The sequence below is a fragment of the Leptospira kobayashii genome, from assembly GCF_003114835.2.
GTDB classification, from domain to species: Bacteria; Spirochaetota; Leptospiria; order Leptospirales; family Leptospiraceae; genus Leptospira_A; species Leptospira_A kobayashii.
In genome coordinates this window covers 3109850-3124275 of the sequence record NZ_AP025028.1, presented here as the reverse complement: position 1 = coordinate 3124275, position 14426 = coordinate 3109850, and the positions used below count along the sequence as shown (strand labels likewise).

Sequence of the window (14426 nt, the reverse complement as noted above, 5' to 3'; positions counted from 1 at the left end):
TAGGCCCACCCCATGGAAAAAAACCTATCTCTTACAATCATCTCTCCTGACAAGATCCTCTACGAGGGGAAGGTGGAATCTGCCATCCTTCCCGGCGCGATAGGATACTTTGGAGTTTTACCGGGACATGCTCCTTTGGTTTCCCAATTGGATCATGGGCTGATGCGCCTTAAAATTGAAGGAAAAGAGTTCCGAATTGCCATTGATGGCGGATTTTGCGAAGTGAAAAACAACGAGATTCGGGTTTTGACCGAAGGTGGCGACTCGGAAGACGACATCACTCACGACCACGCAGAAGAATTGCTTCGTGATATAGAGGCACTTCCTCATTCCCAAGAAAAAGAAATTCAATTAAAGAAAGCAAAAGTTCGCATTTTACTGCACCAACGTTAATTTTTTTCCCCTCTAGTTGCCGAAAATAAACAAGAGGGGACTATTCCTTTGATTCAAAAATTTGCACTCGGTACTGCGCTCGTTGTAAGTGTTTTGGCTCTTGCATTTTACTTGAAGGAACATCCATCTCTGCAAAAAAGAATCTATTCTCCGGAAGAAATTCATGTTAAAATAACGGGGCCAGTGAAAAACCCCGGAATTTATACTATGGAGTCAGGAGCTACCGGGAAGGATTTGATTGAGCGGGCAGGGGGATTATTGCCCCATGTGCATGTATCTTTGGAGGAGAATAGCTTGGAACAATTGTTAGTCGATGGCCAGGCTATAGATTTGGGAAAACGGTAATCGAAGCGAATGGCGGATCAGGACAAAAATAAAAACGAAGATCTAGAAAATCTCGACCCAATTTTAGATGAGGATACTTTCTCGCTTGATCTTGATGATTTTGATTTAGGCGATGATGATTTGGATTCTTCTCCGGGAATGGAACCTCCCGATTTAGACGATATTGAAAATGATGCACAAGCCGCTGCATCCCAGTTCGAAGAAGACGAAGATGGTTTAGGAGATTTGATTGTATCTTCTTCCGATGATTCGGACGACGATCTTTTGGATATTGATTTGGATTCCGATTTGAACTTACTCGGTGAAGAAGATCCTATTCTCCACGATGAAGATATACATTCCGATTTTGAAGATTACGATATAGAGGAATCTTCTCCTTCTAAAACTCCAAATGACTCCATTGATGACGAACTGGAACTAGAGTTCGATGATGATATTATAGATTTAGATAAAGAAATTGATGCGATTCTAAACGGGGAAGACGGAATTCTTTCTCAGAGAAAGGAATCTGCAACGGAGGATTTCGGCTCCGACTTCAATGTAAACGAAGAGGATGACGGTCCGATCGCTCTTTCTATGGAAGAGTTGGAAAATATTGCAGGCATCTCCGAAGAAGAGGAAGAATACGGAATTGGAGCCGAAGAGGGCGATTTCGGCGTTTCTTCCATCTCCGATGAGCATGAGTTAAATGATACGGATCCGAGCCTTGATCTGGACTTGGATGATTCCGAAGTCGACACCAAACTTACGTTTAATGATGATGGTCTTCCTGAACTTGATCTCGAAGAGGAAGAGGAACGGGGCGGATTTAAACCGATTCGTGATCCTGAGGAAGAAGAGCTTTTCGGTTCCGCTAAAGAAGATGAAAATCTTACTCTATCCGATGACGAACTCGGGAATATTCTCGGTTCCAACGGAGAAGCAAGCCTGGAGGAAACTCTCGGATCGGAAGAAGATTTTGCAGAGACTGAAGAATCTCTTCCGGGATTCGGAGAAGATGAATTTTCGTTTGATGCAGAAACTGAAGAATCGGAAGAAGAGTCTTCCTCTTTAGATGAAACACCTAGCGCGGATTTTGCGGATGAAGAAGAGGATGACGGCCCGATTACACTTTCTTTGGAAGAGCTGGACCATATCAGCGAAGAAGCTGAAGAAGAAACCACACTTGATATTTTAGATGATGAGCCTGAAGACGAAACTATTACTTTAAGCCCTGATGAACTTGGTAATATACTTGGGGATGAAGAATCGGAAGAAGATACGGAAAGTTCGGAACACTCCGACTTTGATATCGATTTAGGATCCGATGAATTGCCTTCAATGAGTCTTGATTTGGATTCTGAAGAAGAAACTTCCGAATCTAGTTCCGGCTTGGAAGGGGAATACGAAGAAGCTCAAAACGATATTCTTTCCGAAGATTTGGAAGATGATGATGGTCCGATCGCACTTTCTATGGAAGAATTGGAGTCCATAGCCGGTGATGCTGAAGAAGCACCTGACGAAGAGTTGGTGGACAGTTTGGATAGAGCTCCGCTTCCTTATGAAGAAGAGTCTCCGGCTGCCGAAGACGCTTTCTTGGAAGAAGATCTGGAAGATGAATCCATTGCACTTTCCATGGAAGAGTTGGAAAATATTACCGCCGGTGAAGAAGATGCGGTAGAGACATTATCCAATGAACGTATTGATGATTTACTGGGAGAAGTTCCCGGAGACGGTTTAGAAGATATAGGTGAACTCCCTGACGAAGAACATGTTCCCGATTTGGATCTGAACAATGATGAAGATTCCGAAGAAGATCATGAAATTGAACTTACTCTTGATTCTCCGGATTTCAATGAAGAAGAGAGCTTGGTTTCTTTTGACGAATCCGAAGAAGATGTAGCACCTGCTAGCGGGAACTTGCCTCCTACTTTGGCAGGCGATTCAAGCACGGGAATAGAAATTGATTTGGATGAATATGCTCTGGATGGAAAACTTTCTCCTCTGGAAGAGCTAAGAGCGGAAGCTGCGCCTATTGAACCTGTTCCTACCCAACAGACGAAAGACGCTACGGAACCGGTCGCTTCCGAACTATCCGTAGTGGAACGTAAAAAAGTTCTAGGTTATTTGGATAACTTACTCGGCAATCTCCCTGATGAAGTCATTCAAGAGTTTTCCAAATCCGATTATTTCGATCTTTATAAAAAGCTAATGAAAGAATTGGAGTTATGAGGTGGGACTTCTAGATAAAGCAGAGAAGGTTCAATCTGCTGTGGCCAAATCCGGTCCTGCCGATAAACCTTCCGCAAAACCACCTTCCTTACTTAAAAAAGCGGAAGATTTTTTAAAATCAAACGAGACTACCGATTGGATTGATGATGATCTTTCCATGCCTGCAAGTGAAATCAGTGATGATCTTCCTGTTCCTGACGGGGAAGAGGAGATTGATTTAAGCGATCTTCCCGACTTTGAACAGTTATCCGACGGGGATGACAGTGATTTTTGGAACGATGACGAAGAACACAAAGACGATACATCCGATATAGGCGACTTGTTCGGTGATGAAGAAAACACTTCCGCAACCGATGAAGCCGAAGACGATTCCCTTCTGGAATACGAACCGGAGTTAGATGAAAGCCCCGAACCTCAAACTTCCGAAGAGGAGGAAGATCTTTCCATGGATCTTCCGGAAGAACCCGAACCTATAACAACACCTGAACCGGTAGCGGAAGAAGAAGAGCCGGGTTTTGAATTGCCTTCCGAACCTGAGGACGATTCCAAATCGGAAATTGCCGAATTACCGGAAGTCAATCTCTTCGATGAATGGGAGAAGGAAGCTCAAACAGAATCATCCAAACATCCGATCCAACCTCCCGAGGAAGATGCCGCATCAAGCGACAAACAGTTCTTATTCGATGATGAGTCCGATTTTGGAACAGCTCCTATGGCACATCATCTCGCTTCTAAAAAAAGAATAGAGAACTACCAGGCTGTATTTGAAATCACAAAGGAAATCGCATCTTCCAACGAGTTCTCCGAATTTTTTGAAAACCTGGTTTATAGTATCATTGGCCAAGTAGGATGTTCTTCCGTAGTTATTTTTACATCGACAAATCCTGAAGTAAGCAGATGGGATGCAGTGGAAGCGCAAGGGTTGGACTTAAAAGAAAATTGGTCTTTATTTCCTTCGGATGATATCTATCAAAGAATTTTAGACAGTGAGACGGTAATATACGCCGGAGATTTAAAAAGATCCAGACTACCGGAAAGAGAATTAACCATCTTAAACGAGTTAGACGCCGAAATATTGGTTCCACTTCGTAATAAAGAGGAATGTTACGGATTTTTATCTCTTGGAAAACTTATCAACGGCGAAGAATACATCACTGATGATTTGGAATTCGTTAAAATAGTAGGCGATATCGCAGGCTCCGTATTTACCAGAGTAGCTCAGTTTGAGAAATTAACCGAAGAATTGACCAATGCCAAACAAGTGATCGAGACGAATGAGTCAGTTCTTCAATTCGCACGGGAATTCGCATCCGTTCGCAAAATGGATGATGCTTACGACCTTCTGATTGAAAACGTCAAAAAGAAACTGGGAGTGAAACAATTTTCCTTCCTGGTTCTCGATTCGGAAACCCGTTCCGATTATGTGATCTTCGGCTCTAATTTCATTTTACCGGAAAGAGCAAAGGATTTCAAACTCAGTAAGGATTCGGATATAGTAGGTATGGTTTCCAATGTTCCCGGTGTTTACAAATTGGAAAATTTTCGAGATGACGTTGAATTAAAATCCATATTTACAAATGATGAATTGGGCGTAATGTCCGAATTTACCATTCTTCCGATTATCAACTTGAATTGGTTAGTTGGTATGGTGATCGTCCATTCTACGGGAAAACCTTGGACTGATATCACTCGTGATGTGGCGGTCGCAATGTTGGAAACATCGGCACCTGTATTTGCAAATCTTTTGATTCTTTCCGAAAAAGAGGCTTTATTCCGAAATCCTTTCAATCCTTTGGAATCGAAAATCCTTTCCGAAATTGAAAAAGCAAAAGATTTGAATCTTTCTTTTACCGTATCATTGTTTAAAATCCAAAATGTTCCCAGGATGATCAATCTGTTCGGTGCGGGAAAATTTGCACGTTATGCGGATACTTTGCGTAAAACAATCATTGATCATATCGGTGAAAACGATTTTTTCACAAGGGTAGGGCAGGGCAAGTTTGCTATTATTCTGCACGGAAAGGACAAAGAAGAATCGGAAATCGTAATTCGAAAGATAAAATCATCCTTTGTTAAAAAGGATGATTTCTTTGATGCGAATTTCAAACCTTCCTATCGGATTTTGACGTTGGCTTATCCAACCGATACAAAAGACAAAAACCAATTTCTGGAAATGATCGAAGAAGCATAGAGAGGCAGGCCCTTTATGTTGTTCAATTCAATTCCGTTTTTAGTAAGCTTTATTGTTTTTTTTATAATCTATTCGTTTCTGGATAGAAAAAAACAAAACATATTACTTTTGTTATACGGAATTTATTTCTATTCCTATTGGAATTGGAAAATGACAATACTACTTTTGTTTTCCATATCCGTGAACTATCTACTCGGGATTTATATAGAACAACAATCCGACTTAAAGAAAAAAAAGAAAATATTATATTTGGGAATTTCGCTCAACTTAATTTTACTCGGCTGGTTTAAGTATGCACTTTTCCTATTGGGGTTGATTGGAGACGGAATTCATTTATTCAACGAAGGGTTTAGCATTTGGAGACCGGAAATTCTTTTGCCCGTTGGAATTTCATTTTATACATTCCATAATATTAGTTATTTGGTAGAAGTGGAAAGTGAAAGAATTAAGGCTTCCCGGAGTATTGTGGAATTCGGCGTGTATGATATTTTTTTTCCGCTGTTGCTTGCAGGACCCATTGAAAGGCCAAATTCACTTCTCCCTCAATTGGCGAGGGACAGAAGGATTGAAAAAAATTCCATGTTTCATGGTATAAGTCTTGTTTGTTGGGGAATTTTTCAGAAGGCAGTCATTGCAGATCCGTTGGCAAAATTTGTAGACGGATCATTGGCGAATACAGGTCAGTTGCCGGATGGTTTGTTATGGGTAGTCGCTCCTGCCTTCGCTTTTCAAGTATATGCGGACTTCTCCGGTTATTCCAATTGTGCCCGGGGGCTTGCCTACATGATGGGGTTTCAGTTGATGAATAATTTTCATAGGCCTTTTTTCGCAACAAATCCATCCGAGTTTTGGCAACGATGGCATATTTCACTTTCCAGTTGGCTAAGAGATTATGTATATATTCCGTTAGGTGGAAATAGGTTCGGTTTTGTAAGACAAAATATAAACATACTGATTGTGTGGATTCTCGGAGGTTTGTGGCACGGGGCAACGTACGGGTATTTGATTTGGGGTATTTATTTGGGACTTTGCATTGTAGTTTACAACGTATTTAAACGATCTGTTCCAAAGAATAGTTCTGAATTCCAAGATAGCATCTTCAAATATATAGGACGAACGTTAACATTTTTTAGTTTTGCTTTCGGCCTGTTATTATTTCGAGTCAATGATTTTCAGGATTTACTTGTTTGCATAAAGAACATTCTTTCGTTTTCCAAAGAAGTATTCAGTTGGGCTTATGTTTTTATTTTTATCTTACCGATTCTTTTGTTTGATTCTTGGCAGGAGAAAGAAAAAACCAAAGAAACGGACTGGAAGTTGACGGAAAAACCTTATCTGTTTCCTGTTTTATTTGTTTTCGGTTTCGTTGTCTTCTCACTTATCTCTCCATTCGCCAAACAAGAGTTTTTCTACTTTCAATTTTGATATGAAAGAACTCCGGATATTTTCATTCATTTTGATTTTTACATCTGCTCTGATGTATATCATCTATCCTTTCTTGGTTCCATATTGTGAAATCAGTTCTTATTATTGGTATTTGGACCGGAAGGATGATTCTACCTACAAGAATCCTCAAATATTGGTTTTGGGAGATAGCCAAATCATCAGTGGGATCACACCGAAAACGATAGCTGAAATTGAGAATGTAGATGTTCGTCAGGTAATTTATGAACCAAGACCGAGTGAGCAACCGGAAGGCATGTTGGATAAATACTATCGAATCAAGAAACAGTATCCTTCGATTCGGAAAATTTATCTGAATATTTCACCCATCTCTATCACCAGAAATTCGGTAACGGATGCTCATAAACAATTATATTATAGCTTCGGAAAATTCAATACACATCAGTTAGTTGATGAAGATCTGAGAAAGATATATTTTTCATCTTTCTACGACTTGGTTTGGAAGTGGAGTATCGAAGTTTTTCCTTTCTTCGGCTTGAATGGAAATTTTGCTTCTACTTTCTCCATTCTACCGTCTAACTCTCAGTTTTACGAATTTGACATCAAAACGAATTCTTCCCTTTCGAAAAACCCGATTTCGGATATTTTAAAAATGAGAAAGAACGATTCGTCCTATTTGGAAAAACATTGGGATAGCGTAGGTAGATCCTGGGTATGGAAGGATTTTGGAACCAAACAAGTGATAAATGAAGCATCCGTTTTTCCCAAAGGCAGTGCGATTGCTTTTACCAAAAAAAGGGATGTTTCGATCCGCATATTCCGCAAACTGATCAATGGAACGAAGTCGGCGAACATTGCCATTGTATGTTTGGATATTCCTTTTTCCTTTTCTTTGGAGAAAGATATGGAGGATCACGGAGTGAAATTGTTATTTGAGCGGGAATTACAGACTTTGGAAGGATGTCAAAATATCCGATTGAACAGGGAAAAGTTCAAAGATAGGAATTTGTTTGCGGATTGGACACACCTCAATGAAGAAGGCAGAGGTGTGCTTCACCAAATATTGCTTAATCGGGAAAAGGATTAGCGAACTAGTCCGATCTTTTTGCCAACTGCATGAAGATTGATTCCCCATCCGAGTCCAAGGAAAGTTTTAGGAGTTAGGATCTCGTCCGTTGTCGGGTCCCAAAGATCTTTTACCAAAGCTTCCGTGCTAATTTCAGTTCCGTAAGGTATACCCCAAAAATTTTTTTCATCTTGGCTTCTCATAAGTCGTCTCCTGCTTATCCTTTTATAGTTTTGTTTACCATTTCATAAAATTCTTGAAAATGATACGCTGAGTCGTGCGGTCCGGGACTTGCTTCCGGATGGTATTGAACCGCCATCACCGGTAAACCTACTTTTTTCAGACCGGCAACAGTATTGTCAAACAGATTGATTCTGGTTGTAGGAGTGTCTTTGTCGGAATCTTCCAATACATGGAAACCATGGTTTTGAGATGTGATTTCGATTTTCTTAGTTTCTTCGTTTCGAACCGGATGGTTTCCTCCACGATGACCGAACTTAAGTTTGGTGGTCTTCTTCCCGAGCGCCAAACCTATGATTTGGTGGCCTAAGCAGATTCCAAAAAGAGGTTTCTTTTCTTTCATGATCGCTTTGGCAGCATCGATCGCATAGGACAACGGTTCTGGATCTCCCGGGCCGTTGGAGAGGAAGTAGGCGTCAAAATTTTCCGACAATAATGATTCCGGTTTTGTTTCAGCGGGGAAAACATGCACGTTAAAACCGGCACTATCCAATAATTTCAAGATATTTCTTTTTACACCGAAATCATAGACAGCAAGCTTGTACTTATTATTTGTATGTTCGCCGAACTTGTATTTTTCTTTAGTTGATACTACTTTGGCTAAGTCGGCGCCTACCATGCTGGGAGCTGATTTTACTTTTTCTAAAAAACTTTCCGAATAGGAATCAGCTACAAAAATACCCCCGGACATCGCTCCAGAGTTTCGTATAATTCTCGTTAGTTTTCTTGTGTCTATTCCCTGGATTCCGGGAATCCCGAATCTGATTAAAAAATCTTTTAATGTTTCTTTGGATTGAAAATTGGACGGTCTGGAAACGTATTCTTTTACGATGAGTCCCGAGGCATGAATCCGATCTGATTCCATATCGTCCGGATTGATGCCGTAATTTCCGATCATCGGATAGGTCAGGTTAATCATCTGACCTTTGTAAGACGGGTCTGTTAGAATTTCCTGATAACCAGCCATAGAGGTATTGAAAACAACCTCACCCAGAGAGGATGTTTCGGCTCCGAAAGAGACCCCTTCCATCACGACTCCATTTTCTAAAACTAAAAAAGCCTTCATTGATTTTCCATTCCGTCGGATGAGGTCAAAAGGGCGAACTAAAAGATAAAAAAAATAATGCGTAGTTTACAAAAAATGCCGGCCGTCGTAAGGGAAAATCGTAAGGTGCGGTCGCCCACTGCCCACACCCCCATCCTCTGGCAGTTTCCCTTTTCCTACACTCATTCCTCCACATAATACCCTTTTCCCCGGTCGTAATAAAAATTACCTCGGATTTCTACTGTTTCCATCCTTTCCAGTTTCTTCTTAAATGCGGAGGCAATGTTTGGGTCGATGTTCAGATGGCTTCTTCTGCCGTTGGAAGTATAAACGATTTGCCCGTTTTCTTCCGCTTCCACTACTTGCCCGTAAATCGCCCGTAAATTGGTTTTTTTCAAGCTAGGAGGCTCTACGGAATATTTTTTTCTGATATTCGGCCTTCCTACGCAAACCCAAACATCGGAAGTTAAAGATAATTGAGTCGCTTTCCCTTCTGCAAATAATCCGGATTCATTTCCTACGAACTCGGAAAAACCTTTCATCATATCCTGATCACAATAAATTTTTTTAATCCTTTGTGAGGTAGAATCTTCGTATTCTATAAATGCTTCCCGCCCGGATGTTTCCAATCGGATCAATTTTCCTGAAAATCGAACAACTTTCCGCTCCCTGGCTTCCAGGGAAAAACCGATTGCTACAATTATAGACAAAAATAGCAAAAAAGCAGGGGCAGATATGCTCTTAGTATGTTTTCTCAGATCTACCACTAGGTCATTGGTGCAATGCGTCACAGATTCCATAAAAATTACATTTTTCATCCAAATTTAACAATTTTATTTGACAGAAGTTTTTTTACCGTCTAATGTCCTTCCAATTGTCGGAACATTACTTCTAACATTGGCAAGAGTATGCTGGCAAGGAAACCAAAATTCAGGAAAGAAAACTCACAAGGGGTAACCATCGAATGTTGCACTCACTTCGTTTAGGTATAATGGGGATTCTGTTTTTAGCTACGGCTCTTAGCCTTAGCGCTCAAGCAGGACCTCGTTCTTATGTCATGTTCGGTATCGGGGGTCAATTTGATTTGGCTCAAATGGGCGGAACCATTTTAAAAGACGGACTTGACGCTCGCAGTCCTGTACGGGACTCACAAGGAAATATAGCTGGTGGACAACAAAAAGCCATCTATGCGGAAAACACTTTAATTGGTCTGAACAGATCTACTAACGGTTTAGTAGGTGTGAAAGACAACGGAGCTATGACAGGATTAAACCTGAACGTAGGTTACGAGAAAGAAGGTATTTTCGGAATCAACAATCTCTTCTGGAGAATCAACGTAAACTATACTACTAAAATCGCAGGTGGTTACACTACTTCCACTTTCGCAGGATACAAGTGGTTAGAACAAGAGTGGAATTACACTGCTTGGACAGTTCCTACTTACTTAGGAATCAAACTTTTTAACGCTGCAAACGACACTGCTGTGTACGTTGCCGGTGGTGTGAACTACTACAAAGGCGGATGGGGAGTTGCAGGAACAATCGATGGAGACATTCTTAAGAATGCACTTCCTGGTGTTGCTGGTCCTGGTGGATCTTTTCTTAGTGATGCTCCTACTCCTGGGATCTACAAAGAAAATGCACAATTCCGTGCTAGCGGATTCGGTTTGAACTGGTTGATCGGTGCGCAAACAAAAGTAGCAGAAAAAGGACATATCTTCTTTGAACTAGAAACTATCCTTTCTGCAGGTATGGGAACTGCCGGAACAAGATCTGTGGGTGGAGCATCTGCTCTTGCTCCTATTGCGGCTTACCCAGTCGTAATCGGTGGTCAAACCTACCGTTTCGGTTACAAACTCGAGCTATAATCAGGAGATATAGATGAAACGCAATTTTATAAAATTTACAGGCATAGCACTTGTTAGCACTCTCGCTTTCACTGCATGTCACAAAGAAGCTGTAAAAGAAGAGCCGTTTTTGGCAGCACTTCTTGCAGAAGCAGTAAAAAGTGCTGCAAGTGGTAACTGCGCGATCAGCATCAACCATGCAGGTCTAGCTTACGGTGCTGTGATTCAAACTGCAGTCATCAACGGTGGAACTGCAAGTGCTATATATGGTAACGCAGCATTGAACGGAAGTACAACTACTTTCACTCAGACTGAATTCGAGTCGGCAGTCGGTGGAACCATTGCTTCTCTTGGATACAATACATACGCGGAAGTTCCTTATAACGTGAAGTATGATGCTTTCTTTAAGTGGGATGCTACAAAAAGAAATACTGCACTTACTTGGACTAAAACTTTTAGAGATTACTTCCTGTTTATCGGTAACCTTGCTGTTGGTGATAACACTGGTGCAGCAGCGGCTTTCCCTACAGGCACTGGTGCAGCTGTTGTTTCCTTAGTTGCAACAGGTGGCGTGAGTTCTACAAACTGTAACTCTTTTGTTAACTATGCTGGAACCTGCTCTACTGCGACAACAACGCTTGCAGCTTCTTTTGGTGTTGTAGACAGAACCAATGGAACTGCAACTTTAGCTTGTGCCCGTATTCCAAAATCTAGTTGCTCTATCGCAGGTTTAACTACTGCAAACAGAGCTGCAGATATTGACAGTGCTTCTGCTGTTTACAATGCGGTTTTAGGAAATAGCGATTGTCGCAAGTCAGGAGTTAATTTCCCTGGAGCTTTGGCAAAAGTTGGATTCAAAGGATTACCTCATAACGTATCAGTCGGTTTATCCTCTGGAACTTTCGTGAATACAAAAACGAATTCTGCATCTTCTTCAGTTGATTCTTTAACAAGAATTCTTCCTGAAAATGCATATCCAAAATTTGGTAGTTTGGTTAGTCTTGGTTTTGGAGCATTGATGCCAGTTAACAAAACTGATGCAGCTTATCCTACTACTGCTTCCACTAGCAATACTCTCTACTACGGTGGTAAGAACCTTTCCGTTACGTCAGTTGATTCTTGTGAATCTATTGATTTAGGATCCGGTATCACTACTAAAGTTCCTGAGCCTAAAGAGTTAACATCAGCAGCTGAAGTATCTTATTCTGTTTCCACAAATGGATCTGCAGCAGCTCTTTATTATGATTTGGCAAATTCAGCTTCCTTTTCCGGAGCAGCGGCATCTTATGACGCTACTACTTTTACATCGCCAACTGTAAGCGATGGAATTGCTTGTAACAACTCATTTAGATCCAAAACTTCTATTCCGCTTGCAATTGGAGGTGGTAAATACCCTTCAATTTCTTCCGGAGTATCTGCTGGTGCAAAAGGTGATGGAGGAGCTACTTCTCTACTATCCATTTGTGTTTACGGTGGTGCAAACGTTGCAGCTAGATCATATGCAAAAGCATTGTTAGCAAGTGGACTTACTACTGCTGGAACGACTACAACTTCGGCTCAAATTCCGGATTGTTCTTCTAAAGCATTTGCTGTATCTAACAATTTTAGTGAATTAGGAACTAATCCTCCTAGCTCTACTAGTTACCCAAATAACGCTCAATAGTTTCAAAAACTAAACTGCTGAGAATTTTAAAACCCCTCAAAGTGAAAACTTTGCGGGGTTTTTTTGTATCAAACCAATCTATCTCGGCAACTTTGCAAGACGTGTCTTAGAACTAGAACCCTGACAGCTCTGAGTCGAATCGATCCTAAACTAAATCAACTTTTCTATTTCTTCCGCTACTTCCCGGTCTAAGTCGGTGATCTTGGTTTTGGTATGAGTGTAGAGAAGGATGCGAACAAAATTATATGTATTATAAATCTCTGCATGGTGGTCGAACTTTTCGGAAATCTCCGCCACTTTGTTTAGAAAGGTAAACGCTTCTTTGAAATCTTTGAACCGAATTTCTCTACTTAGCTTTTGGATCTGGTTTTCAGTTACGATTTTCCATTCGGTGAGTTTTTTTAAGACCTCCTCCAGTTCGCTCGGGGTAAGGGCTTTGGGGCGACTTGTGCTCATAGATACTCCTTAGGTTCTAAATTTGTTTTCTTTTGTGAAAAAAAAGTAAATACAAACCAAGCAAAATCAAGCCGGACCCAATCAGCTTACGAATGCTAAACGGTTCCTGCATAAATAGAATCCCGATTCCCATAAGAAAAATAGGTTCTATCAGCAAAGCGGCATTCAGTTTGCTGATCGGTAGATAATTATGTGCCTGAAAATAAAAAGCTCTACCCAAAAAATACCCTAAAAGGGAAAAAAACGTAAGGGCCAAAATCAATTCGGTAGATAAAACTTCCCAAGTTCCTATGAAATAAATATATCCGATAAAAAATACGGATAGTAACAGTAATCTTAAATATGCAAATTCCAGTCCTAGGATCTCGGGAACGAATCGTTTGATCAGATAACTTTGAGAGGCAAAGAAAAAAGCCGAGATAAGAATCAGAATCGAAGACTCTACGCTGATTTGACCACTCAATGTGGATATGAAATAAATACCGACTAATGCGAGTATAATGCCGAAAACTTCAAAATTCCGTAGTCGCTCTTTTAGAAACAAAACTCCAAGTAATACATTATAAAGAACTGTTGTTTTGATTAGAATCGCAGAAGGCCCTAGGTCGGAAATCCGAAGTGCCTGGTAATACAATACGATTCCGATTGAGTTTAAAAAAGTTCCCAGTAATAAAACTTTTCCATCTCTTTTTACTGTTAAAATCACCTTATCTCTGTTTATTTTCCGAAATAAAAAATATCCCGATACAATTATGAAAGACCCGAAAACTCCATAGAAGGCTGCAATTTCAGGGGCGAGTTTGTATCTTCGGAAAATTTCTTTGAAACCGATGACTTCGAAAGCAAAAAAAACGCCGGTGAGAAATACGAAAAAATATCCCTTTTTTTCGTTACCAGTCAATTGGTTCTTTCCCGAATTGTTTGAGATACTCGTTTGTTTTACTAAAATGTTTGTTTCCGAAGAAACCTCTGTGAGCGGAGAGCGGAGAAGGGTGAGGGGATTTTAAAACCAAATGTTTTGATTTGTCGATCAGTTCTTCTTTTTTCTGGGCAAATGTACCCCAGAGAAGAAAAACCAAGTTCTTGGTATTGTCAGCTAATATTCGTATGGCGGTATGAGTGAAATCTTCCCAACCTTGATTTTGATGGGAACCTGCTTGGTTGGCTTTTACGGTAAGACTTGCATTCAAGAGCAGCACCCCTTGGTCAGCCCAGCGGGATAGATCTCCGTCTTTGGGAATGGGTTTCCCTAAGTCCGACTGAATTTCTTTGAAGATATTTTGCAATGAAGGAGGAAAAGGGATGCCGGGTTGCACGGAAAAACAAAGTCCGTTTGCCTGTCCCGGTCCGTGGTAAGGATCTTGTCCCAGAATCACCACTTTCACCCGGTCAAAAGGACAATGATCGAACGCAGCAAATATCTGTTTGGCGGGAGGATAAATTACGGAAGACTGATATTCTTTTCTTACGAATTCCCTTAATGTTTGGAAATAGGGTTTTTGAAATTCATCTCCCAGGGCCTTTTTCCAGCCTTCCTCTATTTGAACGTCTTTCATCGCGGGTTTC

Annotated in this window: 14 protein-coding genes; 8 read left to right on the top strand and 6 right to left on the bottom strand. The window is 40.8% G+C overall.

Going from position 1 to position 14426, the window contains the following annotated elements; translation table 11 throughout:
- The first annotated feature begins 12 nt into the window (after positions 1-12).
- From atpC to DI077_RS13905, 6 genes are read left to right on the top strand one after another with little or no spacing between them, the layout of a single operon-like run.
- Positions 13-393 (top strand): ATP synthase F1 subunit epsilon, encoded by a 381-nt coding sequence (gene atpC, locus DI077_RS13930; RefSeq protein WP_109020460.1) that lies wholly within the window; start codon positions 13-15, stop codon positions 391-393.
- 48 nt (positions 394-441) lie between these two features.
- On the top strand, positions 442-738 hold the full coding sequence (locus DI077_RS13925; protein ID WP_242935210.1) for an SLBB domain-containing protein: 297 nt from the start codon (positions 442-444) through the stop codon (positions 736-738).
- Positions 739-747: 9 nt separating this feature from the next.
- A complete protein-coding gene (locus tag DI077_RS13920) occupies positions 748-2949 on the top strand; it encodes a hypothetical protein (protein WP_109020459.1) in 2202 nt (733 codons plus the stop codon).
- A 1-nt stretch (position 2950) separates the two neighbouring features.
- A complete protein-coding gene (locus tag DI077_RS13915) occupies positions 2951-5140 on the top strand; it encodes an ICP22 family protein (protein WP_109020458.1) in 2190 nt (729 codons plus the stop codon).
- A 15-nt stretch (positions 5141-5155) separates the two neighbouring features.
- Positions 5156-6565, top strand: coding sequence for an MBOAT family O-acyltransferase (locus DI077_RS13910; RefSeq protein WP_109020457.1), 1410 nt, complete (start codon positions 5156-5158; stop codon positions 6563-6565).
- Between the two features lie 31 nt (positions 6566-6596).
- Positions 6597-7631, top strand: coding sequence for a hypothetical protein (locus DI077_RS13905; protein WP_135354883.1), 1035 nt, complete (start codon positions 6597-6599; stop codon positions 7629-7631).
- Here the strand turns inward: DI077_RS13905 and DI077_RS13900 are convergent.
- The 3 genes from DI077_RS13900 to DI077_RS13890 form a co-directional block, all read right to left on the bottom strand.
- Positions 7628-7813, bottom strand: a complete 186-nt coding sequence (locus tag DI077_RS13900) for a hypothetical protein (RefSeq protein WP_109020455.1) — start codon at positions 7811-7813, stop codon at positions 7628-7630. The two genes, DI077_RS13905 and DI077_RS13900, sit on opposite strands and share 4 nt — an antisense overlap.
- A 14-nt stretch (positions 7814-7827) precedes the next feature.
- Entirely contained in the window at positions 7828-8916 is a 1089-nt protein-coding gene (gene carA / locus DI077_RS13895; RefSeq protein WP_109020454.1) for a glutamine-hydrolyzing carbamoyl-phosphate synthase small subunit, read from the bottom strand.
- 161 nt (positions 8917-9077) lie between these two features.
- A complete protein-coding gene (locus DI077_RS13890; RefSeq protein ID WP_242935209.1) occupies positions 9078-9713 on the bottom strand; it encodes a hypothetical protein in 636 nt (211 codons plus the stop codon).
- Positions 9714-9859: 146 nt separating this feature from the next.
- Here DI077_RS13890 and DI077_RS13885 point away from each other — a divergent pair, with 146 nt between their 5' ends.
- A complete protein-coding gene (locus DI077_RS13885) occupies positions 9860-10762 on the top strand; it encodes a porin OmpL1 (protein WP_109020453.1) in 903 nt (300 codons plus the stop codon).
- Positions 10763-10775: 13 nt separating this feature from the next.
- A complete protein-coding gene (locus tag DI077_RS13880; protein ID WP_109020452.1) occupies positions 10776-12404 on the top strand; it encodes a hypothetical protein in 1629 nt (542 codons plus the stop codon).
- 150 nt (positions 12405-12554) lie between these two features.
- Here the strand turns inward: DI077_RS13880 and DI077_RS13875 are convergent, their stop codons facing one another.
- The 3 genes from DI077_RS13875 to ung are packed head-to-tail and all read right to left on the bottom strand — an operon-like array spanning position 12555 to position 14416.
- On the bottom strand, positions 12555-12860 hold the full coding sequence (locus DI077_RS13875) for a 4a-hydroxytetrahydrobiopterin dehydratase (protein ID WP_109020451.1): 306 nt from the start codon (positions 12858-12860) through the stop codon (positions 12555-12557).
- Between the two features lie 16 nt (positions 12861-12876).
- Positions 12877-13761 carry a DMT family transporter gene (locus DI077_RS13870; protein WP_109020450.1) on the bottom strand — a complete coding sequence of 295 codons (885 nt, stop codon included), beginning with the start codon at positions 13759-13761 and terminating at the stop codon, positions 12877-12879.
- Positions 13751-14416: a uracil-DNA glycosylase gene (gene ung, locus DI077_RS13865; RefSeq protein WP_109020449.1), complete on the bottom strand. Its 666-nt coding sequence runs from the start codon at positions 14414-14416 to the stop codon at positions 13751-13753. The genes DI077_RS13870 and ung overlap by 11 nt, the downstream gene beginning before the upstream one ends.
- Positions 14417-14426 lie beyond the last annotated feature (10 nt).